The sequence below is a fragment of the Streptomyces sp. NPDC003027 genome (assembly GCF_053591435.1).
This window is the reverse complement of record NZ_JBSFTU010000013.1, coordinates 19,051-43,050: the sequence shown is the minus strand read 5'-3', so window position 1 is coordinate 43,050 and position 24,000 is coordinate 19,051. Positions and strand designations below refer to the sequence as shown.

The 24,000-nt window shown below is 71.8% G+C and carries 16 protein-coding genes; 4 read left to right on the top strand and 12 right to left on the bottom strand.

What is annotated here, in order from left to right:
* Positions 1-57 precede the first annotated feature (57 nt).
* Positions 58-1,857 carry a bifunctional metallophosphatase/5'-nucleotidase gene (locus ACWDX6_RS12375; RefSeq protein WP_451484874.1) on the top strand — a complete coding sequence of 600 codons (1,800 nt, stop codon included), beginning with the start codon at positions 58-60 and terminating at the stop codon, positions 1,855-1,857.
* 15 nt (positions 1,858-1,872) lie between these two features.
* Here the strand turns inward: ACWDX6_RS12375 and ACWDX6_RS12370 are convergent, their stop codons facing one another.
* The 5 genes from ACWDX6_RS12370 to ACWDX6_RS12350 form a co-directional block, all read right to left on the bottom strand.
* A complete protein-coding gene (locus ACWDX6_RS12370; RefSeq protein WP_451484873.1) occupies positions 1,873-3,282 on the bottom strand; it encodes a lysine N(6)-hydroxylase/L-ornithine N(5)-oxygenase family protein in 1,410 nt (469 codons plus the stop codon).
* 326 nt (positions 3,283-3,608) lie between these two features.
* Positions 3,609-6,104: an aminopeptidase N gene (pepN, locus tag ACWDX6_RS12365; protein WP_451484872.1), complete on the bottom strand. Its 2,496-nt coding sequence runs from the start codon at positions 6,102-6,104 to the stop codon at positions 3,609-3,611.
* Between the two features lie 324 nt (positions 6,105-6,428).
* Positions 6,429-7,406 carry an asparaginase gene (locus ACWDX6_RS12360; protein ID WP_451484871.1) on the bottom strand — a complete coding sequence of 326 codons (978 nt, stop codon included), beginning with the start codon at positions 7,404-7,406 and terminating at the stop codon, positions 6,429-6,431.
* Positions 7,406-7,720: a chorismate mutase gene (locus ACWDX6_RS12355; protein WP_451484870.1), complete on the bottom strand. Its 315-nt coding sequence runs from the start codon at positions 7,718-7,720 to the stop codon at positions 7,406-7,408. The genes ACWDX6_RS12360 and ACWDX6_RS12355 overlap by 1 nt, the downstream gene beginning before the upstream one ends.
* Positions 7,721-7,731: 11 nt before the next feature.
* Positions 7,732-8,619, bottom strand: a complete 888-nt coding sequence (locus tag ACWDX6_RS12350; protein ID WP_451484947.1) for an AraC family transcriptional regulator — start codon at positions 8,617-8,619, stop codon at positions 7,732-7,734.
* 103 nt (positions 8,620-8,722) lie between these two features.
* Between ACWDX6_RS12350 and ACWDX6_RS12345 the strand changes: the two genes are divergently transcribed.
* Complete coding sequence (locus ACWDX6_RS12345; RefSeq protein ID WP_451484869.1) at positions 8,723-10,471, top strand: glycoside hydrolase family 35 protein; 1,749 nt, start codon at positions 8,723-8,725, stop codon at positions 10,469-10,471.
* A 151-nt stretch (positions 10,472-10,622) separates the two neighbouring features.
* Here ACWDX6_RS12345 and ACWDX6_RS12340 read toward each other — a convergent pair whose 3' ends face one another.
* The gene (locus tag ACWDX6_RS12340) at positions 10,623-11,420 is read right to left on the bottom strand and encodes a S1 family peptidase (protein ID WP_451484868.1); all 798 of its coding nucleotides are present in this window, start codon (positions 11,418-11,420) and stop codon (positions 10,623-10,625) included.
* A 99-nt stretch (positions 11,421-11,519) separates the two neighbouring features.
* Between ACWDX6_RS12340 and ACWDX6_RS12335 the strand changes: the two genes are divergently transcribed.
* Positions 11,520-12,446: a hypothetical protein gene (locus tag ACWDX6_RS12335; RefSeq protein WP_451484867.1), complete on the top strand. Its 927-nt coding sequence runs from the start codon at positions 11,520-11,522 to the stop codon at positions 12,444-12,446.
* A gap of 40 nt (positions 12,447-12,486) precedes the next feature.
* Complete coding sequence (locus ACWDX6_RS12330; RefSeq protein WP_451484866.1) at positions 12,487-14,007, top strand: ankyrin repeat domain-containing protein; 1,521 nt, start codon at positions 12,487-12,489, stop codon at positions 14,005-14,007.
* A 72-nt stretch (positions 14,008-14,079) separates the two neighbouring features.
* Here the strand turns inward: ACWDX6_RS12330 and ACWDX6_RS12325 are convergent, their stop codons facing one another.
* The 6 genes from ACWDX6_RS12325 to gltB all read right to left on the bottom strand — a co-directional run bounded on the left by ACWDX6_RS12325 (position 14,080) and on the right by gltB (position 23,735).
* Positions 14,080-15,726, bottom strand: coding sequence for a DEAD/DEAH box helicase (locus ACWDX6_RS12325; protein ID WP_451484865.1), 1,647 nt, complete (start codon positions 15,724-15,726; stop codon positions 14,080-14,082).
* A 92-nt stretch (positions 15,727-15,818) separates the two neighbouring features.
* Entirely contained in the window at positions 15,819-16,022 is a 204-nt protein-coding gene (locus ACWDX6_RS12320) for a cold-shock protein (protein ID WP_005318814.1), read from the bottom strand.
* Positions 16,023-16,376: 354 nt separating this feature from the next.
* Positions 16,377-16,751, bottom strand: coding sequence for a VOC family protein (locus ACWDX6_RS12315; RefSeq protein WP_451484864.1), 375 nt, complete (start codon positions 16,749-16,751; stop codon positions 16,377-16,379).
* Between the two features lie 53 nt (positions 16,752-16,804).
* Positions 16,805-17,524, bottom strand: a complete 720-nt coding sequence (locus ACWDX6_RS12310; RefSeq protein WP_451484863.1) for a vWA domain-containing protein — start codon at positions 17,522-17,524, stop codon at positions 16,805-16,807.
* A gap of 198 nt (positions 17,525-17,722) precedes the next feature.
* Entirely contained in the window at positions 17,723-19,183 is a 1,461-nt protein-coding gene (locus ACWDX6_RS12305; RefSeq protein WP_403289387.1) for a glutamate synthase subunit beta, read from the bottom strand.
* Positions 19,176-23,735, bottom strand: a complete 4,560-nt coding sequence (gene gltB / locus ACWDX6_RS12300) for a glutamate synthase large subunit (RefSeq protein ID WP_451484862.1) — start codon at positions 23,733-23,735, stop codon at positions 19,176-19,178. Before gltB ends, ACWDX6_RS12305 begins: the two co-directional genes overlap by 8 nt.
* Between the last annotated feature and the right edge of the window lie 265 nt (positions 23,736-24,000).

The window sequence follows — 24,000 nt, the reverse complement described above, 5'->3', positions numbered from 1 at the left end:
CGCGGCTGCTGGGCCAGAATCTACGCGCGTTGTGCGCCACTGGACCAAGGAGAACACATGCCGCTGAACCGTCGGACGTTCCTGGAGAGCTCCGTCGCCGTCGGGGCGGGAGCTGCCCTCACCACGGGGGCTGCCGCCGCCCCCGCGCAGGCCCACGGGCGTCGTCCCAAGCCGGTCAAGCGGTACTCCTTCACCGTGATGGGCACCACCGACCTGCACGGCAACGTCTTCAACTGGGACTACTTCACGGACAGGGAGTTCGACGACAGGGCTCACAACGACGTCGGCCTGGCCAAGATCTCCACGCTCGTCGGCCAGGTGCGCGCGGCGAAGGGGAAGGGCAACACGCTCCTGATCGACGCGGGTGACACCATCCAGGGCACCCAGTTGTCGTACTACTACGCCAAGGTGGATCCGATCACCCGGACGGGCGGGCCCGTCCACCCCATGGCTCAGGCCATGAACGCCATCGGCTACGACGCCGCCGCGTTGGGGAACCACGAGTTCAATTACGGCATCCCGGTGCTGCGCAGGTTCGAGGAGCAGTGCGACTTCCCGCTGCTGGGTGCCAACGCGCTGGACGCCAGGACGCTGCGTCCGGCCTTTCCGCCGTACAGCATGCACCGGTTGCGGACGCCGCACGGCCGGGATGTCCGTGTCGCGATCCTCGGTCTGACCAATCCCGGCATCGCGATCTGGGACAAGGCCAACGTCACGGGGAAGATGGTCTTCCCGGGTCTGGAGGAGCAGGCGGCGAAGTGGGTGCCGAAGCTGCGGTCGATGGGTGCGGACGTGGTGGTGGTGTCGGCGCACAGCGGTTCCAGCGGGACGTCGTCGTACGGGGACCAGTTGCCGCACATCGAGAACGCCGCGGGTCTGGTGGCGGAGCAGGTGCCCGGTATCGACGCGATCCTGGTGGGGCACGCTCACACGGAGATCCCGGAGTACCGGGTGAGGAACAGGGAGACCGGCCGGGACGTGGTGCTCTCGGAGCCGCTCAAGTGGGGTCAGCGCCTCACCCTCTTCGACTTCGACCTGGTGTGGGAGAAGGGCCGCTGGAGCGTGGAGAAGGTGGCCGCGCAGGTCCTCAACTCCAACACGGTGGAGGAGGACCCGGAGATCACGGGGCTGCTGGCGGACGAGCACGAGAAGGTCGTCGCGTATGTCAACCAGGTCATCGGTACGTCCACGGCCGCGATGGCCACGGCCGACGCGCCGTGGAAGGACGAGCCGATCATCGACCTGATCAATCAGGTGCAGGCGGAGACGGTGCGGGCGGCGCTGGCCGGCGGGGAGTACGCGGCGCTGCCCGTGCTCTCGCAGGCGTCGTGCTTCTCGCGTACGGCGGCGATCCCGGCGGGGCAGGTCACGATCAGGGACGCGGCCGGGCTGTACCCCTTCGAGAATACGCTGGAGGCGCGCCTTCTGACGGGCGCCCAGTTGAAGGATTATCTGGAGTATTCGGCGCGGTACTACGTCCAGACGCCGGCCGGCGCGCCCGTGGATCCGTCGAAGCTGACGAATGCGTCGGGGATCCCGGACTACAACTATGACGCCGTGTTCGGCCTGACGTACGAGATCGACATCGCCAGGCCGGCCGGTTCGCGCATCGTGAACCTGGCGTTCGAGGGCGCGCCGGTCGATCCGGCCGCGCGGTTCGTGCTCGCGGTGAACAACTACCGTGCCAGTGGTGGCGGCGCGTTCCCGCATGTCGCCGGTGCCCCGCAGCTGTGGGCCGATTCGGACGAGATCCGTAACACCATCATCCAGTGGGTGCGGGCGAAGGGGACGATCGACCCGGGCCGGTTCGCGTCGGTGGACTGGAAGCTGACCCGGGACGGCGTGCCGGTCTTCTAGCGGGCGGCCGAACCGTCAGCCGCGTGTGAGAGGCGTCAGCTTCTGGGCCTGGGCCGGGATGCGTGGCGCCTCTCGTCGTTCGAGGCCGAAGGTGGTGAACGCGGTGCGGCGCGGCAGCGGGTACGGCTCCTGGCCGGTGAGCGAGTTGAGGATGGTGGCGCTGCGCCAGGCGGCGAGTCCGAGGTCGGGGGCGCCGACGCCATGGGTGTGCTTCTCCGCGTTCTGTACGTAGACGTGTCCGGTGACGCAGGGGTCGAGGTCGAGCCGGTAGTCCTGGTCGATCCGGGCGCGGCCGGCGGAGTCGTGGCGCAGGTAGGGGTCGAGTCCGGCGAGCAGCCGGTCGACCGGGCGTTCGCGGTAGCCGGTGGCGAGGACGACGGCGTCGGTGGTGAGGCGGGAGCGGGTGGCCTGCTGGATGTGTTCCAGGTGCAGTTCGACCTTGGTGGTGGCGACGCGCCCGGCGGTGCGGACCTTGACGCCCGGGGTGAGGACGGCGTCGGGCCAGCCTCCTTGCAGGGTGCGGCGGTAGAGCTCGTCGTGGATGGCGGCGATGGTGTCGGCGTCGATGCCTTTGTGCAGCTGCCATTGGCGGGGCACGAGGTGGTCGCGTACGGGCTCGGGCAGGGCGTGGAAGTAGCGGGTGTAGTCGGGGGTGAAGTGTTCCAGGCCGAGCTTGGAGTACTCCATCGGCGCGAAGGCCTCGGTGCGTGCCAGCCAGTGGATCTTCTCGGCTCCGGCGGGGCGGGCCCGGAGGAGGTCGAGGAAGATCTCGGCGCCGGACTGGCCGGAGCCGATGACGGTGATGTGTTCGGCGGCGAGGAGCCGCTCGCGGTGGTCGAGGTAGTCGGCGGAGTGGATGACGGGGACGCCGGGGGCGTCGGCGAGGGGTTTGAGCGGCTCGGGGACGTAGGGCTCGGTGCCGACGCCGAGGGCGATGTGCCGGGCGTGGGCGCGGCCGAGGGCTTCGGCCTCGCCGTCGGCGTCGAGTTGGGTGAAGTCGACTTCGAACAGGCGGCGTTCGGGGTTCCAGCGGACGGCGTCGACCTGGTGGCCGAAGCGCAGGCCGGGCAGTTGGGTGCTGACCCAGCGGCAGTAGGCGTCGTACTCGGCGCGCTGGATGTGGAACTTCTCGGCGAAGTAGAAGGGGAAGAGCCGGTCGCGGGAGCGGAGGTAGTTGAGGAACGACCAGGGGCTGGTGGGGTCGGCGAGGGTGACCAGGTCGGCGAGGAAGGGGACTTGGAGGGTGGCGCCTTCGATGAGCAGGCCGGGGTGCCAGTGGAAGGCCGGGTTCTGTTCGTAGAAGGTGGCGGTGAGGCCGCCGGGGACGCCGTGGGCGAGTGCGGCGAGGGAGAGGTTGAAGGGGCCGATGCCGATGCCGACGAGATCGTGGGTGTGGTCGAGGTCGCGCTGCGGGGTGCCGGTCATCGGTCGGTGCTGCCTTCCACGAGGGTGAGAGGTGTGTCGGGGTGGCCGGGGGTGGTGCGGAGGGTGGCCTTGAGACGGACGCGGCCGTCGGCTCTGGCCCGGCCGGGGACCGCGCGGGGGGTGGGCGCGGCACGCATGGCATGAGCTTGCCGGGGGTTCTGGGGGTTTGTCCGGAGAGCCGGGGGTGGGCAACCCGAACGGGGGACGCGGGGGTTGCGTGCCGGGGGCCGTGGGGTGCGGGGCATGGGAAGGAGCCCCGCACCCGGGGCAGGTGGGTGCGGGGCTCGCGAAGGGCCCGGACCGGCCGAAGGGCCGGCCCGCGTCCGTCAGGGGTTGCGGACGTGGAGGGCCCTGCGCAGATCGTCCAGTTGGTCGGCGAGTTTGCGGTGGAGGGCCGGGATCAGGGACTCGTCCGTGAGGTGGGCCTCGCCGAGGGCCAGGGAGTCGGCGTCGATCGCGTACGCGGGGAAGGCGTGGCGGCCGGCCGCCTCGGCCATGGCCGGGCCGCGGCGGGCGCCCAGGGCGATGGCGGCGGGGTAGAAGCGGGGGACGTACTCCCGTACCAGATCGGCCTGTTCGGGCTGCCAGAAGCCTTGGGCGGTGGCGGTGAAGAGGTAGTTGGACAGGTCGTCGGAGTCGAAGAGCCGGGACCAGGCGGCGGCCTTCGCCTCGGGGGTGGGCAGGGCGGCGCGGCAGCGGGCGGCGCCTTCCTGGCCGGTGGCGCTCGGGTCCCGCTCCAGCTCCGTGTCGATCGCGGCCTCGTCGACGGCGCCGAGGACGGCGAGCCGTGCGAGGATCCGCCAGCGCAGCTCCGGGTCGGTCTCGGGGCCGCCGGGGACGGTTCCGTCCGTGAGCCAGGCGGCGATGGTGTCGGGCTGGGTGGCGCTGCTGATGAACGTACGGACGGCGGTCAGGCGCAGTCCGGGGGCGGAGCCGTCCTCGGTGCGGCGGATGAGGTCGCGGGCGAGCGAGGTGATGAGGGCCAGCGCGGCGGGGCGCTCCTCGGCCGGCAGGTAGCGGTCGGCGATCTGGGTGCGGGCGAAGGCGAGCACGCCTTGGACGACGGCGAGGTCGGTCTCCTCCGGGAGGTGCGTGTGCGCGGTCTCCAGGTAGGCGGCGGGTTCGAGTTCGCCGTCGCGGACCATGTCGCGCAGGGTGTTCCAGAGGACGGCGCGGGTGAGTGCGCCGGGGACGCCGGAGAGGATGCGAAGGGCCGTTTCCTGTGAGGTCGCGTCGAGGCGGACCTTGGCGTAGGTGAGGTCGCCGTCGTTGAGGACGACGAGCGCGGGGCGCGGGCCGGGGAGTCCGAGGGGCTCGGTCTGCGGGACGTCGACCTCCAGGTGCTCGCGCGGGACGAGCCGGCGGGCGTCGATGAGGTCGCGGTCGTAGACGCCGACGGTGACGCGGTGGGGGCGGCTGCCGTCGTGCCGGACGGTGAGGGTGGTGCGGGTCTCGTCGCCGCCGAGCTCGGGGGTGAGGGTGTCGACGCCGGTGGTCCGCAGCCAGCGGTCGGCCCAGGCGTGGACGTCGCGCTCGGTGGCGGAGGCGAGGTTGTCGATGAAGTCGGCGAGGGTGGCGTTGCCGAACCGGTGCCGCTTGAAGTGGGTATTGATGCCGGCGAGGAAGTCCTTCTCCCCCATCCAGGCGACGAGCTGGCGCAGGGCGGAGGCGCCCTTGGCGTAGGAGATGCCGTCGAAGTTGAGCAGCGCGGAGGCGGTGTCGGGGACGGCGGCGGGGTCGGGGGCGACGGGGTGGGTGGAGGGGCGCTGGTCGGCGTCGTACCCCCAGGCCTTCCGCTCGATGCCGAAGTCGATCCAGGTGTCGGGGAAGCGGTCCGAGCATGCCTCGTTGACGGTCTGGTAGCCCATGTACTCGGCGAAGGACTCGTTCAGCCAGATGTCGTCCCACCAGCGCAGGGTGACGAGGTCACCGAACCACATGTGTGCCATCTCGTGGGCGATGACCATGGCGCGGGTCTGCCGCTCGGTGACGGTGACGGCGGAGCGGTAGACGAACTCGTCGCGGAAGGTGACCAGTCCGGGGTTCTCCATCGCGCCGGCGTTGAATTCGGGGACGAAGGCCTGGTCGTACGAGTCGAAGGGGTACGGCTCCTCGAACTTCTCGTGGAAGCGGTCGAAGCAGGCCTTGGTGATGTCGAGGATCTCCTCGGCGTCGGCGTCGAGGTGGGGGGCGAGGGAGCGGCGGCAGTGGATGCCGAAGGGCAGGCCGGCGTGTTCGGTGCGCACGGAGTGCCAGGGGCCGGCGGCGACGCAGACGAAGTAGGTGGAGAGCAGGGGGGTGGGGGCTGCCTGCCAGCGTCCGTCGGGCTGCCGCGTGGTGATGCCGTTGGCGAGGACGGTCCATCCTTCGGGGGCGGTGACGCCGACCTCGAAGACGGCCTTGAGGTCGGGCTGGTCGAAGGCGGCGAAGACGCGCTGGACGTCGTCCATGAAGAGCTGTGTGTAGACGTACGATTCGCCGTCGGTCGGGTCCGTGAAGCGGTGCATGCCCTCGCCGGTGCGGGAGTACCGCATGTCGGCCTCGATCCGCAGCTCGTGCTCGCCGGCGGCGAGGCCGGTGAGCGGGAGCCGGTTGCCGTCGAGTGTCGCGGGGTCGAGCGGCCGGCCGTCGAGGAGGGCGGAGCGCAGGGTGGCGGGCTTGAGCTCGACGAAGGTGTCCCCGGAGGTGCGGGCGGTGAACCGGATCACGGTCGTGGAGGCGAAGGTCTGGTCGCCGGTGGTGAGGTCGAGGTCGACCGTGTAGTGCTGGACGTCGAGGAGCTGGGCACGGGTCTGCGCTTCGTCGCGCGTCAGTACGGACATGGGCCCATGCTGCCTGATGCCTCCCGGCACGGGGAGGGGGGCCGGGGTGCGCTCGGCGACGAGCCCAAGGGGCGCGAGCGGGACAACCCCCGGCCGCCCGGCACGGGGACAGGGGCCGGGGTGCCCTCGGCGACGAGCCAAGGGGCGCCGGCGAGACAACCCGCGGAACCCCGGCACGGCCACGAAGCCCACGATCCCCTCGGCGAGTGAGCCGAAGGGCCCGCGGCTGTCGAAAGGGAGAACGCGCGCGGGTCCCGAGGAACGAGGGACCGAGCACGATCGACCGTCGGCAGACGCACAGAGCGCCCGGAGGCGAACCGAGCCCTAAAAGGTGAGGTGGGTGAAGGCGGCGGTGATGCGGGGGCGGTCGTAGCCTCCGGGGCCTGCCGCTCCGCTGGAGAGGAGGGTGTGGAGGAGGAGGCGTGCTTTGGCGGGGTCGAGTGGGCCGGCGGGGATGAGGCCGCGGTGGAGGACGTCGTGCTCGGAGCCGGGGCCGCGGTAGGTGTGGGTGAGGGTGGTTCCGGCGCCGGTGCGGGAGGCGAGGACGACGGGGATGCGGGTGGCGAGTTCCTCGAGGGGTTCGACGAGCCAGGTGGGGACGTGTCCGGCGCCGAAGGCGGCCACGACGAGGCCGTCGATCTGGGGGTCGAGGCTGGTGAGGAGGTCGCCGCGGTCGCCGAGGGTGAGGGTCACGAGGGCTACTCGTACGGTCGGGTCGAGCCGCAAGGGGCGGGGTGTCGTGGGGACGGTCGGCCGGAGCAGGATTCTGGGGGTGCCCTCGATGACGGATCCGAGGGGGCCGGCGCCGGGTGAGGCGAAGGTCGCGAGGGAGGTGGTGTGGGTTTTGCGGACGTGGCGGGCGGCGTGGATCTCGTCGGCGAAGACGACGAGGACGCCGAGGTTCCGGCAGGCCGGGTGGGCGGCGACGGTGACGGCCGCGGCGAGGTTGGCGGGGCCGTCGGCGCCGGGGAGGTCGGGGCGGCGCATGGCGCCGGTGAGGACGATGGGCCGGCTGGTCTCGCACAGCTGGTCGAGGAGGAACGCGGTCTCTTCGAGGGTGTCGGTTCCCTGGACGATGACGACGCCGGAGCCGGCCGCGACCGTGTCGCGTACGTCGTGTGCCAGGGCGGCGAGGTCTTCCAGGGCGAGGGAGGAGCTGGGCAGCCGGCGGAAGTCGCGCAGCTCGACGTCGATGTGGGGGACGCCGAGGCCGGCGAGGACTTCGGTGCCGGTCATGCGGGTGGCGTCGCCGCCCCGGGCGGAGATCGTCCCGCCCAGGGTGAAGACGGTGACCCGGTCCATCAGTGTGCTCCGTCGGCGATGGTCTCGTGGTGGCGGATGACTTCCGCGATGATGAAGTTGAGGAGTTTCTCCGCGAAGGCCGGGTCGAGTTTGGCGCTCTCGGCCAGTTCGCGCAGCCGGGTGATCTGGCGGGCTTCGCGGGCCGGGTCGGCGGGGGGCAGCTGGTGCCGGGCTTTGAGGACGCCGACCTGCTGGGTGCATTTGAAGCGTTCGGCGAGCATGTGGACGACCGCCGCGTCGATGTTGTCGATGCTTTCGCGGAGCCGGTTCAGTTCCGCTCGTACGGTTTCGTCGATGTCGCTGGTGTCGCTCATGGGCAGCGAGCTTAGACGGATCGTGAGGCGATGGTCGGTGGGTGGTCGGGATCCGGGATCCGGTTGCTCCAGCCGCCGGGCACGGTTCTGCCCTGCTGTTCGCGGAAGCGGATGGGGGCGGTGCCGACTCTGCGGGTGAACAGTCGGGAGAAGTAGGCCGGGTCGTCGTAGCCGACCCGGCGGGCGACGGCGGCGACGGGTAGTTCGGTGGCGGCGAGGAGCTCTTTGGCGCGGGCGAGCCGGAGGGAGAGGAGGTAGTCCTTGGGGCTGCAGCCGGCGGCGCGCCGGACGGCGGTGCGCAGTTCGGCGGGGGTCATGCCGTGCCGGGCGGCGTGTTCGGCGACGGACAGCGGCTGGAAGGCGTCGCGGGCGAGGGCGGTGAGGACGGGGTCGCCGTCGGCGTTGGTGTCGGCGCGGGCGCGGCGCAGGGCGACGAGGAGTTCGTGGACGGCGGCTCCGGTCTCGACTTCCAGGAGGGGGTTGCCGCGCCGGGCGGCTCGGGCGATGCGGCCGATGGCGGCGCGGGCGCCGGCGGCGTCGGAGAGTGGGACGACGGGCCGGTCGGGTTCGATGTAGCCGAGTTCGGTGTAGGTGGCGGTGGCGGGGCCGGCGAAGTCGACGAAGCTCTCGTCCCAGCCGGTGGCGGGGTCGGCGGAGTAGTGGTGGGGGACGCCGGGGGTGAGCCAGAGGAGGGTGGGCGCGGTGATGGTGGTGCGTCGCCCGTCGGCGGCGCGGTACCAGCCGCTGCCCGCGCTGATGACGACGGCGACGTGGTGGTCGAGGGTGCGGGGGCCGACGGTGGGCAGCGCGCCGTGCTGGAGCCCGACGCCGAGGCAGACGAGGCCGAGGCGGTGGTGGACCGGGCTGGGCGTGAAGTAGCGCATCCAGGTGTGGTACATCGGGCTCACGCCTCCCCGCGGGTTTCCTCGCGTCTCCTTACGTCCAAACAGCGCCGATCTTTGTCCATGGACCGGTTCGCCGCCAGAGGGTGAGGGTGAGGCCATGAGCACGTTCGCTGTGGGTGATGAGGATTTCCTTCTGGACGGGCGGCCGGTGCGGCTGCTGTCGGGGGCGCTGCACTACTTCCGGGTGCACGAGGAGCAGTGGGGCCATCGGCTGGGGATGCTCCGTGCGATGGGGCTCAATTGTGTCGAGACGTACGTTCCGTGGAATCTGTACGAGCCGGAGCCGGGCCGGTACGGGGATGTGGCGGCGCTGGGGCGCTTCCTGGACGCGGTGGAGCGGGCCGGGATGTGGGCGATCGTGCGGCCGGGGCCGTACATCTGCGCCGAGTGGGAGAACGGCGGGCTGCCGCACTGGTTGACGGGTCCGCTCGGGCGGCGGGTGCGCACGGACGACGCGGAGTATCTGGTGCATGTCGACCGCTGGTTCGGGGTGCTGCTGCCGCAGGTGGTGGAGCGGCAGATCGACCGGGGCGGGCCGGTGATCATGGTGCAGGTGGAGAACGAGTACGGCAGTTACGGCTCGGACCAGGCGTATCTGGGCCATGTGGCGGGGTTGCTGCGGGACTGCGGGGTGGGGGTGCCGCTGTTCACGTCGGACGGGCCGGAGGACCACATGCTGACGGGCGGTTCGGTGCCCGGGATCCTGGCCACGGCGAACTTCGGTTCGGGGGCGCGGGAGGCGTTCGCGGTGCTGCGGCGCCATCAGCCGTCGGGGCCGCTGATGTGCATGGAGTTCTGGTGCGGCTGGTTCGACCACTGGGGTACGGAGCATGCGGTGCGGGACGCGGCGGACGCGGCGGCGGCGCTGCGGGAGATCCTGGAGTGCGGGGCGTCGGTCAATGTCTACATGGCGCACGGGGGGACCAACTTCGCCGGCTGGGCGGGGGCCAACCGGGCGGGTGCGCTGCACGAGGGGGGGCTGCGGCCGACGGTGACCTCGTACGACTATGACGCGCCGGTGGACGAGGCGGGGCTGCCGACGGAGAAGTTCTGGCGGTTCCGTGAGGTGCTCGCGGCGTTCGCGGAGGGGCCGCTGCCGGACGTGCCGGCGCCGCCGCGGCGGATCGCGGGCGCGGCGGGGGCGGTGCCGGTGGAGTGGGCTCCGCTGGAGGGGGTCCTGGAGGTGCTGGGGGGCGCGGAGTGGTCGGTTCCGATGCCGCCGACCTTCGAGGAGCTGGGTGTGGACCGGGGGCTGGTCCGCTACCGGCTGGAGGTCCCGGGGCCGCGGCGGCCGTATCCGCTGTCCGTCACGGGGCTGCGTGATCGCGCGGTGGTGTATGTGGACGGGGTGCGTGCGGGTGTGCTGACGGCGGAGGAGGCGGTGCTTCCGGAGCCGGTGGCGGGGCCGGCGGTGGTGGAGCTGTGGGTGGAGTCGCTCGGCCGGGTCAACTACGGGCCGCGCCAGGCGGAGTCGAAGGGGATCACGGGCGGGGTGCGGCACGAGCGCCAGTATGTGCACGGGGTGCGGGCCCGGGGGCTGCGGCTCGACGCCTTCGAGGCGGGCACGGTGCCGAAGGTGCCTTTCCGTCCGGTGGCGGCGGACGCCGGTCCGGGGCTCTACCGGGCGGTCGTGGAGGTCGCGGGGGCAGGTGACGCGGCGCTGTCGCTGCCGGGCTGGACGCACGGCTTCGTGTGGGTCAACGATTTCTGTTTGGGGCGGTACTGGGGGGTGGGCCCGCAGGACACGCTGTTCGTGCCCGGCCCGGTGCTGCGGGAGGGCGGCAACGAGGTGTGGGTGCTCGAACTGGAGGGCGGGGGCGCGGGGGCGCGGGTGGAGTTGGCGTAGCGGTGGGAGTGCCACGGGCGACGGCGTGGAACGTACGTACGCCCGGGGGTGGGCTCCCGCCCCCGGGCGTACGTGTCACCACATGTCAGGCCGTCGGGCCGTCGGGTCGTCGGAAGGTCACGACGTGTCAGGCCGTCAGACGGTCAGAGTTTCAGAGCGTCGCCGCGGCCGACTTGATGGCGGAGGCGAACGTCGACACCTCGGTGTAGACACCGGGGTAGCCGGGCCGTGCGCAGCCCTGGCCCCAGCTCACGATGCCGACCTGGATCCACGCGCCGGCGTTGTCGCGGCGGAACATCGGGCCGCCCGAGTCTCCCTGGCAGGTGTCGACCCCGCCCTGGCTGTACCCGGCGCAGATCTCCTCGCTCGGGACGAGGGAGCTGCCGTACGACGCCTGGCAGGAGGCGTCGGAGACGAACGGGACCGTCGCCTTGAGCAGGTACCGCTGCTGCGCGCCGCCCTCGCGGGCGGAGCCCCAGCCGGCGACCGTGAACGTGCCGCTGTTGTACGCGGTCGTGTCGGCGATCTTGAGCGTGGGCAGCGAGGTGATCGGCGAGGCGAGCTTGATCAGGGCCCAGTCCTTGCCCGTGCCGTTGTAGCCGGGGGCCTGGAGGACCTTGGTGGAGCGGACCTTGATGGCGCTGCTGCTCTGCAGGTCCACGACTCCGGCGGTGGCGGTGATGCTGGTGTTGTTGCCGGAGCCGCTCACGCAGTGGGCGGCGGTGAGCACGATCTGCGGGGTCAGCAGCGAACCGCCGCAGCCCATGGAGAGCCTGACCATCCAGGGGAACTCGCCCTGGGCGGCGCGGGTGCCGCCGACGACGGGCGCCGGCGCGGCGGAGGAGGTGCTGGGCTGAAGGCTCACGGCGGCGAGGACGACAGCGCCGGTGGCGGCGATTCTCTGCAGCGCGCGGACGATCCTGTTCTTCTTCAAGTGACTACCTTTCATGGGGGGTTGGCCTTGATGGCATGTGCCCGTCAAGGCTTGGACCGGATTATGGGCAACGTGTCGCGGGGGCCACAAGGACGCGTTTTCGGCCAGGCGGACATGGCCCGGCGGCCCCGTAGAGTGGAGAAAAGGGGGTCCGGCGTGCCGAACGCTAACGAAGTCGCCCACGGGTTTCCGCACCTCGACACGGTTCGGAGTTCGATCACCGCGCTGTACCGGAGACTGTCGGCGGACGGAGTAAGGCGGTACGCCATGAGCGTGCCGGCGGCGGACGTCGCCTTCGGGGACGACGACGATCTGCATCTGGGGGCGCAGCGGGTCGCCGCGGCGCTGGTACGGCACCTGGGCCTGCCGGGGCTTCCGCAGGCGCGGATGGTCGTGACCTTCCGGGAGATGGAGCACGCGGCGAGCGTCGAGCCGGCGGCGGGACCGGAGTACTTCATCGAGCTGAACGACCGCTTCCGCCGGCACCGCAGGGACGTGGGGGCGGCGCTGGCCCACGAGATCACCCATGTGCTGCTGCACCGGCTCGACCTGGGCTTCGCGACCACCGGCGACAACGAGATCCTCACGGACGTGGTGACCACGTATCTCGGGGCGGGGTGGCTGCTGCTCGACGCGTACCGGGAGGACGCGGTGTCGAGCCAGAAGCTGGGCTATCTGACGCCGGAGGAGTTCGGTTACGTGCTGGCCAAGCGCGCGGAGGTCTTCGACGAGGACCCGTCGCCCTGGTTCACGAGCGCGGCGGCGTACGAGGCGTGGGTACGCGGCCGGGACCTGGCGGCCGGGGACCGACGGCGGCCCCCGCTGGCGCAGGCCGGGTGGGCGGCGCGGCACCGCTACGCCAAGGAACGGCGGTACGGCCGGGCGGCTCCGGGCGCCTCGTACGCCTTCGAGGGCACGGGCGCGTCGATGCGGGTCTCCTTCCCGTGCCCGGTCTGCCGGCAACGGCTGCGGGTCCCGGTCGGGCGACGGCTCCACGCGAGGTGCCGGGTGTGCGGGTCGGTGCTGGAGTGCGAGGCGTAATGATTTGCGCCGTCCGGGCGGCCCGGGTCAGGGTCGGTGGATGAGCACGTTGTTCAACGGAATTCTCGACGGGGATGTCGACGCCGTCGTACGGGCCCTGCGGGGCGGGGAACCGCCCGAGGCCGTGACGGGCGGGCAGACCGCGCTCTACCTGGCCGCCGTCGCGGACGAGGCCGCGATCGTACGGGTGTTGCTCGCCGCCGGGGCCGACCCGGCGCGGGGCAGTGGCGACGAGGGCGGGGACCTGCCCCTGTGCGGGGCGGCGTGCGGGGGGCATGCCGAGGTGGTGCGGGCGCTGCTCGCCGCCGGGGTGCACGCGGACCAGGAGGAGGTGTACGGGTTCACGGCCATGGCCTGGGCCGTGCGGCTGGGGCACGCGGAGACCGTGCGGGCCCTGCTGGAGCACGGCGCCGACCCCGACCGCCCCGGCCCCGACGGCCTGCCGCCGCTCGTCGCGGCGGCCCGGCGGGGGTCCACGCCGAGCGTGCGCGCACTTCTCGAACACGGCGCCGGCGGCCTGGAGGACGCGCTGCGCGAGGCGCGCCGCTGGATCGGCGTGGACATCGCGGGCGCCGTGCTGCGCGGCCTGCTGGAGACGCACGGCTCCCAACCGTACGAGGCCGTCGTCCGCCGCGTCCGGGAGGACGGCGGGATCACCGTCGTCGTCGACCTGCTGCGCGAGGACGGCGCTCCCGGCAGCGGCAACGAGCAGCAGACCGGCCACGCCGCGATCGCCACGCTCCTGGAGACCGCTCTCGGCGTCCGCACACCGTACGAGGAGCTCGCCGCCCGGGCCCTGCGGTGCGGGGACCCCGACCTGGACGACTGGATCGAGGCGGTCGCGGCCCTGGCGAGCCGCGCCGACGAGGAGACCTTCGAGGCGGCCGCCGCCTGGTGCGCGAGCGACGCTCCCCTGCGCCGGGCCCTGGGCGCATCGGTCCTGGGCGGCCTGGACACCTTCGGGCCCCGCAGCCTCCCCCTGCTCCGCCGCCTGGCGACGCAGACGCTCTCGGCCACGGGGGCCTCGACGGCGGGGAGCCCGGCTTCGGGGCCGGTGGGCGGTGAGGGCGGACGGGAGCCGGCGTTGTCCGTGGTCGTGGCGCTGGGGCGGGTCGGGGACGCGGCCGGGCTGCCGGAGCTGCTGGCGTTCGCCGGGCACCCCGACGCCGAGGTGCGGCGGGCGGTCGGGACCGCGCTCACCGGGCTCGTGCCGGCCGGGCACGCGCGGGCCGTCGACACGCTGGTGGCGCTGAGCCGGGACCACGACTCCGGGGTGCGGGACTGGGCGACGCTGGCCCTCGCGGAGGTGCCCGAGGACACGCCCTCGCTGCGGCAGGCCCTGGCGGCCCGGCTCGGCGACCCCGATCCGGACGTGGTCGCCGAGGCGGCCCGGGGCCTGGCGATGCGTCAGGACCCGCGCGCTGTCGAGGCCCTGGCCGCCCTCCTCGCGGACGGCGCCCCGGACGGCACGGCCCGCGACACGGCCGTCGCCGCCCTGGAGTTCGTCCGCGACGAGCGGGTCAGGCGGCGGCTGGAGTGGACGGCCCCCCGCTGCCGCTGACGGCCGCCCCCGCGCGCCTTACACCCGGGTCGCCGGGCCCCGGCTTGGTTCGCCTGGGCCCGGCGGGCGTCCCTAGGCCGCGCCCCGGCGGGCGCCGCCGCCGCTGCGGGTGCGGGCGGCAGGAGCGCCGCCCGTGCCCGTACGGCTGGTGGAGCCGGTACGCGAGCGTCCGCCGGCGCCGCCGGCCCCGCCGCCACCGCGGCGCGAGCGCTGGCCGCCGGTCCTCGGGGCTCCGGACCTGGACCCGCCGCCGCGGCCCTGGGCGGGCTGCGCGGGCTGCGGGACATCGATGACGACCGGTATGCCGGAGGGCTCCCGGGCACCGGTGAGACGGGTCAGTTCCTCGTCGCTCGACTTGATCTGCGCCGTGCGGGGGCTGATGCCCGCGTTGGACATGAGCCGGCTCATGTCCCGCTTCTGCTCGGGCAGGACGAGGGTGACGACGCTGCCGGACTCGCCGGCCCGGGCGGTGCGGCCACCGCGGTGCAGATAGTCCTTGTGGTCGATCGGCGGGTCGACGTTCACGACCAGGTCGAGGTCGTCGACGTGGATGCCACGGGCCGCCACGTTGGTCGCGACGAGGACGGTGACCTGGCCGGTCTTGAACTGGTCCAGGGTGCGGTTGCGCTGCGGCTGGGAACGGCCGCCGTGCAGACCGGATGCGCGGACACCGCTCGCGAGAAGCCGCTTGACCAGCCGGTCCACAGCGCGCTTGGTGTCGAGGAAGAGGATCGTGCGGCCGTCGCGGGCCGCGATCCGGGTGGTGACGGCCTTCTTGTCGGTCTCGTCGGCGACGTACAGGAGGTGGTGCTCCATCGTCGTCACCGCGCCCGCCGAGGGGTCGACGGAGTGCACGACCGGGTCGGTGAGGAACATCTTCACCAGCCGGTCGATGTTCTGGTCGAGCGTCGCGGAGAACAGCATCCGCTGACCGTCGGGCTCGACCTGCTTGAGCAGCGCGACGACCTGCGGCATGAAGCCCATGTCGGCCATCTGGTCGGCCTCGTCCAGGACCGTGATCGCGACCTGGTCGAGGCGGCAGTCGCCGCGCTCGATCAGGTCCTTGAGGCGGCCGGGCGTGGCGACGAGGACCTCGGCGCCGCGGCGCAGCGAGTTGGCCTGCTTGGTGATGGACATGCCGCCGACGACGGTCGCCACGCGCAGCTGCACGGAGGTCGCGTACGGGGTGAGGGCGTCGGTCACCTGCTGCGCGAGCTCGCGGGTGGGCACGAGGACCATGGCGAGCGGCGCCCTGGGCTCGGCGCGGCGGCCCGCGGTGCGGGCGAGCAGGGCGAGGCCGAAGGCGAGGGTCTTGCCGGAGCCGGTGCGGCCGCGGCCGAGGATGTCCCGGCCGGCCAGCGAGTTCGGCAGGGTGGCGCCCTGGATGGGGAAGGGCTCGGTCACGCCCTGCGCGGCGAGCGTCTTGACGAGCGCCGGGGGCATGTCGAGGGCGTCGAAGGACTCGACGGAGGGGAGCGCGGGCGTCAGCGTCTCCGGGAGGGTGAACTCACGCGGCGGCGGAGGCGTGGCCGGGCCGCGGCCGCGCGAGGCGCCGCCCTTGCTCTTGGCGGCACCGGTGCCGGCGCCACGGCGCGAGCCGGCACCGCCCGAGCCGTTACGGCTGCCGGAGCCGCGCGCGGGGCGGCCCGAGGCATTTCCGGACGGGGTTCCGGAAGTGGAGTCCGCGGCCCGGCGGGGCCGCTTTTCGGAGCGAGTCATACGGAAAATGCCTTCCTGGCCTGAGCACAGCGCGAGCCGGGACCCGCACCTGCGCGGTGCGGGCCCCGGCTGCGAGAAACGCGTTACGGCAATCAGGCGGGGAGGATGTTCTCCGCCTGCGGGCCCTTCTGGCCCTGCGTGACGTCGAAGGTGACCTTCTGGCCTTCCTGGAGCTCACGGAAGCCGGAGGTCGCGATGTTGGAGTAGTGGGCGAAGACGTCGGCGCCGCCGCCGTCCTGCTCGATGAAGCCGAAGCCCTTTTCCGAGTTGAACCACTTCACGGTTCCAGTAGCCATGTGTATCTCCTGAACAGGTAGGGGCCCCATCCCGGAGAGTCCGGAAAACAAAATTGCGCCTGAAGGAACATTCCCGTCAGGCGCACATAAAGTTCATGGGTACCAAAACTAGCAACGGAGAAACAGTAGCATGCCGTCCCGCCCGAGGGGCGGGAGAGCGACGAGCGTCACATGGGCCGCGGCGCGGGCGTCACAGCCGTGAGGAGTTCCTCGCGCCGCTCAACACGAGGCGCTCACCTGGGTCTTCTTGGGGCTGCCCGGCTTGCTGTACGGCTTGCTGCTCGGCGTGTTCGTCGGCACGTCACCGTTCTGGATCACCGGACGAACACCGGAGACGGGGCGGCTTCCGCCAGGTCACTCCGCGCGTTCGCCGGCGGAGCGCTCCACGCAGAACTCGTTGCCCTCGGGATCGGCCAGCGTCGCCCAGCCCGTCCCGTCGGCGTTCCGCCGGTCGTCCACCAGCGTCGCGCCCAGCCGCAGCAGCCGCTCGACCTCCTCGTCGCGGGTGCGGTCCTGCGGCTGGAGATCGAGGTGGACCCGGTTCTTGACCGACTTCTGCTCGGGCACGGTCACGAAGAGGAGCGCGGTGCCGGACGCCTCCACCAGGGCCTCCTCGTCGCCCGGCCGGTCGTCGTCGGACAGCCGGGAGTCCAGCGCGGCTGCCCAGAACGTGGCCAGGGCGTAGGCGTCGGAGCTGTCGATCGTCACATGTCTCACCAGAGATGCCATGGCGTCACCCTGTCGGACGAGGGTCGGCTCGGGCCAGTGGTTTACGCCCCGGTCTATGACCGCACGATGCCCTGGGCCCGCGCCGCGGACAGCCAGACGGGGAACTCCGCGACGAGCCGGTCGTACAGCTCCGCGTCCGGGACTCGGCGCGGGTCCTTGCCGGCGTGGAAGAAGCCGGCGTTGTCGACGGGCCGCTTGGCGGGGACCGCCAGCTCGTCCAGCTTGCGCAGGAAGTCGAACTGCCGGCTGCCCGGGTCGCCGAAGCCGACGAACTGCCAGAAGATCGGCAGCTTCGCCGCCTTGCACAGATAGCGCTCGGCGGCGAGCTTGTCGATCGGCCCGCCGTCGGTCTGGAAGACGACGAGCGCGGGGGCCGTGGCGCCGCTGTCGAGGTAGTGGTCGATGACGGCGTCCATCGCCAGGTGGTAGCTCGTCCTGCCCATGTGGCCGAGGCCGGCGACGATCCGGTCGATCCGGCCCTCGTGGTCGTCGAGAGCGATGTCGGTCTCGGCGTCGATGTCGGTGGAGAAGAACACGACCGGCACCCGCCCGTCGTCGTCCAGGTTCGCCGAGAGCCCCAGCACCCGGTCGGCGAGCGCCTGGACGCTGCCGTCCCGGTAGTACGGCTTCATCGAGCCGGAGTGGTCGAGCACGAGATGGACGGCGGCGCGCTGTCCGCTCATGCCGTGCTTCTGGAGCGAGACCCCCGCCGTCTTGTACAGGCTCACCAGCGCGGGTGCGGACTCCTCGACCTTGCGCAGACTCAGCGCCACGGACGGCCCCCCTCCATCGTGCCCCCGACGAGGTGCCGAGCGTACGTGATCGCCCCGCGAGTACCGCCCCCGCCTCCCGTGCCGGAACGCGCCGCGGCGCCCGCCCAGTCGTCCGGTCGGGGACAGTGGGGCAGGCGCCGCGCTCAGTTCCGCACTCCGTTGTACGGGACGTCAGGTGGGGTCGTCGGACCCCGGGGGTCAGACCGTCAGGGCACGGTCCGTCGGGCGGATCGGGGCCGGGAGGTCGCTCGCACCCGTGAGGAAGCGGTCGACTCCGCGCGCCGCCGAGCGGCCCTCGGCGATCGCCCAGACGATCAGCGACTGGCCGCGGCCCGCGTCGCCGGCCACGAACACGCCGCCGACGTTGGTGGCGAAGTCCGCGTCCCGCGCGATGTTACCGCGCTCGTCGAGCTCCAGACCGAACTGCGAGACCAGGCCGTTCTCGACGTCCGTGCCCGTGAAGCCCATCGCGAGCGTGACCAGCTGGGCGGGGATCTTGCGCTCCGTGCCCGGCTTCTGGGTCAGCTTACCCTCGACGAACTCGACCTCGACCAGGTGCAGGAACTGGACGTTGCCGTCCTCGTCGCCCTCGAAGTGGGTGGTGGAGACGGAGTAGACCCGCTCGCCGCCCTCCTCGTGGGCCGAGGTGACCTTGTAGAGCATCGGGAAGGTCGGCCAGGGCTGGCCGGCCGTCCGCTCCTCGCCGGGACGCGGCATGATCTCCAGCTGCGTGACCGAGGCCGCGCCCTGGCGGTGGGCGGTGCCCACGCAGTCCGCGCCGGTGTCGCCGCCGCCGATGACGACGACGTGCTTGCCCTCGGCGGTGATCGGCGGGGTGACGAAGTCGCCCTCGACGACCTTGTTGGCAAGCGGCAGGTACTCCATCGCCTGGTGGATGCCGTTCAGCTCCCGGCCCGGGACGGGCAGATCGCGGGCGGTGGTGGCGCCCGCGGCGATGACCACGGCGTCGTACCGCTTGCGCAGGTCGGTCGCCGTGATGTCGCGGCCGATCTCGACGCCGGTGCGGAACTTGGTGCCCTCCGCGCGCATCTGCTCGATGCGGCGGTTGATGTGCCGCTTCTCCATCTTGAACTCGGGGATGCCGTAGCGCAGCAGGCCGCCGATGCGGTCGGCGCGCTCGAACACGGCGACCGTGTGGCCGGCCCGGGTCAGCTGCTGGGCCGCGGCGAGACCGGCCGGACCCGAGCCGATGACGGCGACGGTCTTGCCGGACAGGCGCTCGGGCGCCTGCGGCTTGACGTCGTTGCGGTCCCACGCCTGGTCGATGATGGAGACTTCGACGTTCTTGATGGTGACGGCCGGCTGGTTGATGCCGAGCACGCACGCGGCCTCGCACGGAGCCGGGCACAGGCGGCCGGTGAACTCCGGGAAGTTGTTGGTGGCGTGCAGCCGCTCGGACGCCTGCTCCCAGTCCTCGCGGTAGGCGTAGTCGTTCCACTCGGGGATGAGGTTCCCGAGCGGGCAGCCGTTGTGGCAGAACGGGATGCCGCAGTCCATGCAGCGGCCGGCCTGCTTGCTGATGATCGGCAGCAGGGAGCCGGGAACGTAGACCTCGTTCCAGTCCTTGACTCGCTCGCCCACCGGGCGGGTCTTGGCGACCTCGCGTCCGGTGGTCAGGAAGCCCTTGGGGTCAGCCATGGGTCGCCGCCTCCATCATCTTCTCGGTGGTCTCGGCCTCGGAGAGACCGGCGAGCTCAGCGGCGTCCTTGGCGGCGAGCACTGCCTTGTACGTGGTGGGGATGATCTTGCTGAAGCGGTCCACGTTCACGGACCAGTCGGCGAGGAGCTTCTCCGCGACGGTCGAGCCGGTCTCCTCGTGGTGGCGGCGCACGACGTCGTGCAGCCACGCCTTGTCGGAGTCCGACAGGGCCTCGATCGCCTCCAGGTTGCCGGAGTTGACGTTGTCCCGGTCGAGGTCGACGACGTACGCGACGCCGCCGGACATGCCGGCCGCGAAGTTGCGGCCCGTCTCGCCGAGGACGACCGCCGTACCGCCGGTCATGTACTCGCAGCCGTGGTCGCCCACGCCCTCCGAGACGACCAGGGCGCCGGAGTTGCGGACGCAGAAGCGTTCGCCGGTGCGGCCGCGCAGGAACAGCTCGCCGCCGGTGGCGCCGTACGCGATGGTGTTGCCCGCGATGGTGGAGTACTCGGCGAGGTGGTCGGCGCCCCGGTCCGGGCGGACGACGATCCGGCCGCCGGAGAGGCCCTTGCCGACGTAGTCGTTGGCGTCGCCCTCCAGGCGGAGGGTGACGCCGCTGGGCAGGAAGGCGCCGAAGGACTGGCCGGCGGAGCCGGTGAAGGTGATGTCGATGGTGTCGGCGGGCAGGCCGGCGCCACCGAACTTCTTCGTCACCTCGTGGCCGAGCATGGTGCCGACCGTGCGGTTGATGTTGCGGATCGCGACCTGGGCCCGGACCGGCTGCGCCTCTTCGGCGCTCGCGGCGCCCAGCGCCTCGGCGGCGAGCTCGATCAGCTCGTTGTCGAGGGCCTTCTCCAGGCCGTGGTCCTGCTCGATCAGGGCGTGGCGGACCGCACCCTCGGGCAGCTCGGGCACGTGGAAGAGCGGGGCGAGGTCCAGGCCCTGTGCCTTCCAGTGCGTCACGGCGCGGCTGGTGTCGAGCAGCTCGGCGTGGCCGACGGCCTCTTCGAGGGTACGGAAGCCCAGCTCGGCGAGGAGCTCGCGGACCTCCTCGGCGATGAACTCGAAGAAGTTGACGACGTACTCGGCCTTGCCGGAGAACCGGTCGCGCAGGACCGGGTTCTGGGTGGCGATGCCGACCGGGCAGGTGTCCAGGTGGCAGACGCGCATCATGACGCAGCCGGAGACGACGAGCGGCGCGGTCGCGAAACCGAACTCCTCGGCGCCGAGCAGCGCGGCGATGACGACGTCACGGCCGGTCTTGAGCTGGCCGTCGGTCTGGACGACGATCCGGTCGCGCAGGCCGTTGAGCAGCAGGGTCTGCTGGGTCTCGGCGAGGCCGAGCTCCCAGGGTCCGCCCGCGTGCTTGAGCGACGTGAGCGGCGAGGCGCCCGTACCGCCGTCGTGGCCGGAGATCAGGACGACGTCCGCGTGTGCCTTGGAGACGCCCGCGGCGACCGTGCCGACGCCGACCTCGGAGACCAGCTTCACGTGGATGCGGGCCGCCGGGTTGGCGTTCTTGAGGTCGTGGATCAGCTGGGCCAGGTCCTCGATGGAGTAGATGTCGTGGTGCGGCGGCGGCGAGATCAGACCGACACCCGGGGTGGAGTGCCGGGTCTTGGCGACCCACGGGTAGACCTTGTGGCCGGGCAGCTGGCCGCCCTCGCCGGGCTTGGCGCCCTGCGCCATCTTGATCTGGATGTCGTCCGCGTTGACCAGGTACTCGCTCGTGACACCGAAGCGGCCGGAGGCGACCTGCTTGATGGAGGAGCGGCGCGCCGGGTCGTACAGGCGCTCCGGGTCCTCGCCGCCCTCACCGGTGTTGGACTTGCCGCCCAGCTGGTTCATGGCGATGGCGAGGGTCTCGTGCGCCTCCTGGGAGATGGAGCCGTACGACATGGCGCCGGTCGAGAACCGCTTGACGATCTCGGAGACCGGCTCGACCTCGTCGAGGGGGATCGAGGGGCGGTCGGAGGTGAAGCCGAAGAGGCCGCGGAGCGTCATCAGGCGCTCGGACTGCTCGTTCACCCGGTCCGTGTACTTCTTGAAGATGTCGTACCGCTTGTTGCGCGTGGCGTGCTGCAGGCGGAAGACGGTCTCCGGGTCGAACAGGTGCGGCTCGCCCTCGCGGCGCCACTGGTACTCGCCGCCGATGTCCAGCGCGCGGTGCGCCGAGGGGACGCCGGAGACGGGGTACGCCTTGGCGTGGCGGGCGGCGACCTCCTTGGCGACGACGTCGAGTCCGGCGCCGCCGATCTTGGTGGCGGTGCCGTTGAAGTACTTCGCGACGAAGGCCTCGTCGAGGCCGACGGCCTCGAAGACCTGGGCGCCGCGGTAGGAGGCGACGGTCGAGATGCCCATCTTGGACATGACCTTGAGGACGCCCTTGCCGAGGGCGTAGATCAGGTTCCGGATGGCCTGCTCGGGCTCCATGCCCTCGATGAAGGTGCCGGCGCGGACCAGGTCCTCGACCGACTCCATGGCGAGGTACGGGTTGACGGCGGCGGCGCCGTAGCCGATGAGGAGCGCGACGTGGTGGACCTCGCGGACGTCGCCGGCCTCGACCAGCAGGCCCACCTGGGTGCGCTGCTTGGTACGGATGAGGTGGTGGTGGACGGCCGCGGTGAGCAGCAGCGACGGGATCGGCGCGTGCTCGGCGTCGGAGTGCCGGTCGGAGAGGACGATCAGCCGGGCGCCGCCCTCGATCGCCGCGTCGGCCTCGGCGCAGATCTCCTCGATGCGGGCGGCGAGCGCGTCGCCTCCGCCGGAGACCCGGTACAGGCCGGACAGGGTCACGGCCTTCATGCCGGGCATGTCACCGTCGGCGTTGATGTGGATGAGCTTGGCCAGCTCGTCGTTGTCGATCACCGGGAAGGGCAGGGTGACGCTCCGGCACGACGCGGCGGTCGGCTCCAGGAGGTTGCCCTGCGGGCCCAGCGAGGAGCGCAGGCTCGTCACCAGCTCCTCGCGGATGGCGTCCAGCGGCGGGTTGGTGACCTGGGCGAAGAGCTGGGTGAAGTAGTCGAAGAGCAGCCGGGGGCGCTCGGACAGGGCCGCGATGGGAGAGTCCGTACCCATGGAGCCGAGCGGCTCGCCGCCGGTGCGGGCCATCGGGGCGAGGATGACGCGGAGTTCTTCCTCGGTGTAGCCGAAGGTCTGCTGGCGGCGGGTGACCGAGGCGTGGGTGTGGACGATGTGCTCGCGCTCGGGGAGGTCCTCGAGCTCGATCTCGCCGGTCTCCAGCCACTCCTGGTAGGGGAGTTCGGCGGCGAGGCCGGCCTTGATCTCGTCGTCCTCGATGATCCGGTGCTCGGCGGTGTCGACGAGGAACATCTTGCCGGGCTGCAGGCGGCCCTTGCGGACGACCTTGGCGGGGTCGATGTCGAGGACGCCGACCTCGGAGGAGAGGACGACGAGGCCCTCGTCGGTGACCCAGTAGCGGCCGGGGCGCAGACCGTTGCGGTCGAGGACCGCGCCGACCTGGACGCCGTCGGTGAAGGTGACGCAGGCCGGGCCGTCCCAGGGCTCCATCATCGTGGCGTGGTACTGGTAGAAGGCCCGCCGGGCCGGGTCCATGGTCTCGTGGTTCTCCCACGCCTCCGGGACCATCATCAGCACGCTGTGCGGGAGGGAGCGCCCGCCGAGGTGCAGCAGCTCCAGGACCTCGTCGAAGGAGGCGGAGTCGGAGGCGTCCGGGGTGCAGACGGGGAAGATGCGGTCGAGCCTGCCCTCTCCGAACAGGTCGGAGGCCAGCTGGGACTCGCGGGCCACCATCCAGTTGCGGTTGCCCTTGACCGTGTTGATCTCGCCGTTGTGCGCGACGAAGCGGTACGGGTGGGCGAGCGGCCAGCTCGGGAAGGTGTTGGTGGAGAACCGGGAGTGGACCAGGGCCACGGCGGTGGCGCAGCGGCGGTCCGACAGGTCCGGGAAGAAGGGCTCCAGCTGGCCGGTGGTCAGCATGCCCTTGTAGACGATGGTGCGGGCGGAGAGCGACGGGAAGTACGTCCCGGCCTCGCGCTCGGCGCGCTTGCGGAGCAGGAACGCCTTGCGGTCGAGGACGATGCCCTCGCTGCTGCCGTCCGCCACGAACAGCTGACGGAAGACGGGCATGGTGGAGCGGGCGGAGGCGCCGAGCAGTTCGGGGGCGACGGGGACCTCGCGCCAGCCGAGGACGGTCAGACCCTCCTCGGACGCGATCGTCTCGATCTGCGAGACGGCCTGTGCGGAGCCGTCGGCAGGGAGGAAGGCGATACCGACGGCGTACGCGCCGGCGGCCGGAAGGTCGAAGTCGGTGACGTCGCGCAGGAAGGCGTCGGGGACCTGGAGCAGGATGCCGGCGCCGTCTCCCGAGTCGGGCTCGGAGCCGGTGGCGCCGCGGTGTTCGAGATTGCGCAGTACGGTCAGCGCCTGCTCGACCAGTGTGTGGCTGGCTACACCGGTGAGGGTGGCCACGAACCCGACACCGCAGGCGTCGTGTTCGTTACGGGGGTCGTACATCCCCTGCGGAGCGGGGCGACCGTCCATGGGCGACCAGGCGTCGGAACGCATCGGCTCTCCCGTCGTCGTCGTGGCATATGCAGCAGCCGAGGGACGACGTTGGCCCTCCGCGAAATTTCGTGCAGGTTACATGATGGCTGGCTTCTCGGGAAGCGGATAGCTCATTCCAGCATGCGGACACCGCTGACACGGAGCGGTGGTGGTGGTTCACGTGGGGACAGGTCGATCTCGTGGCGTTCGAGAGGGTTCGAGGACCCGTCGAGGAGCGGGCCTCATTGCCCGCGGCGCTTACGCCTCATGCCCGGTGGTCCGCGAC

Excerpts from the sequence above, each read along its gene's own strand:
- gltB (WP_451484862.1), bottom strand. The coding sequence starts at position 23,735 with ATGCGTTCCGACGCCTGGTCGCCCATGGACGGTCGCCCCGCTCCGCAG.
- ACWDX6_RS12330 (WP_451484866.1), top strand. The coding sequence starts at position 12,487 with ATGAGCACGTTGTTCAACGGAATTCTCGACGGGGATGTCGACGCCGTC.
- ACWDX6_RS12305 (WP_403289387.1), bottom strand. The coding sequence starts at position 19,183 with ATGGCTGACCCCAAGGGCTTCCTGACCACCGGACGCGAGGTCGCCAAG.
- ACWDX6_RS12350 (WP_451484947.1), bottom strand. The coding sequence starts at position 8,619 with ATGTACCACACCTGGATGCGCTACTTCACGCCCAGCCCGGTCCACCAC.
- ACWDX6_RS12315 (WP_451484864.1), bottom strand. The coding sequence starts at position 16,751 with ATGGCATCTCTGGTGAGACATGTGACGATCGACAGCTCCGACGCCTAC.
- ACWDX6_RS12340 (WP_451484868.1), bottom strand. The coding sequence starts at position 11,420 with ATGAAAGGTAGTCACTTGAAGAAGAACAGGATCGTCCGCGCGCTGCAG.
- ACWDX6_RS12345 (WP_451484869.1), top strand. The coding sequence starts at position 8,723 with ATGAGCACGTTCGCTGTGGGTGATGAGGATTTCCTTCTGGACGGGCGG.
- pepN (WP_451484872.1), bottom strand. The coding sequence starts at position 6,104 with ATGTCCGTACTGACGCGCGACGAAGCGCAGACCCGTGCCCAGCTCCTC.
- ACWDX6_RS12370 (WP_451484873.1), bottom strand. The coding sequence starts at position 3,282 with ATGACCGGCACCCCGCAGCGCGACCTCGACCACACCCACGATCTCGTC.
- ACWDX6_RS12360 (WP_451484871.1), bottom strand. The coding sequence starts at position 7,406 with ATGGACCGGGTCACCGTCTTCACCCTGGGCGGGACGATCTCCGCCCGG.
- ACWDX6_RS12355 (WP_451484870.1), bottom strand. The coding sequence starts at position 7,720 with ATGAGCGACACCAGCGACATCGACGAAACCGTACGAGCGGAACTGAAC.
- ACWDX6_RS12325 (WP_451484865.1), bottom strand. The coding sequence starts at position 15,726 with ATGACTCGCTCCGAAAAGCGGCCCCGCCGGGCCGCGGACTCCACTTCC.
- ACWDX6_RS12320 (WP_005318814.1), bottom strand. The coding sequence starts at position 16,022 with ATGGCTACTGGAACCGTGAAGTGGTTCAACTCGGAAAAGGGCTTCGGC.
- ACWDX6_RS12335 (WP_451484867.1), top strand. The coding sequence starts at position 11,520 with ATGGCCCGGCGGCCCCGTAGAGTGGAGAAAAGGGGGTCCGGCGTGCCG.
- ACWDX6_RS12375 (WP_451484874.1), top strand. The coding sequence starts at position 58 with ATGCCGCTGAACCGTCGGACGTTCCTGGAGAGCTCCGTCGCCGTCGGG.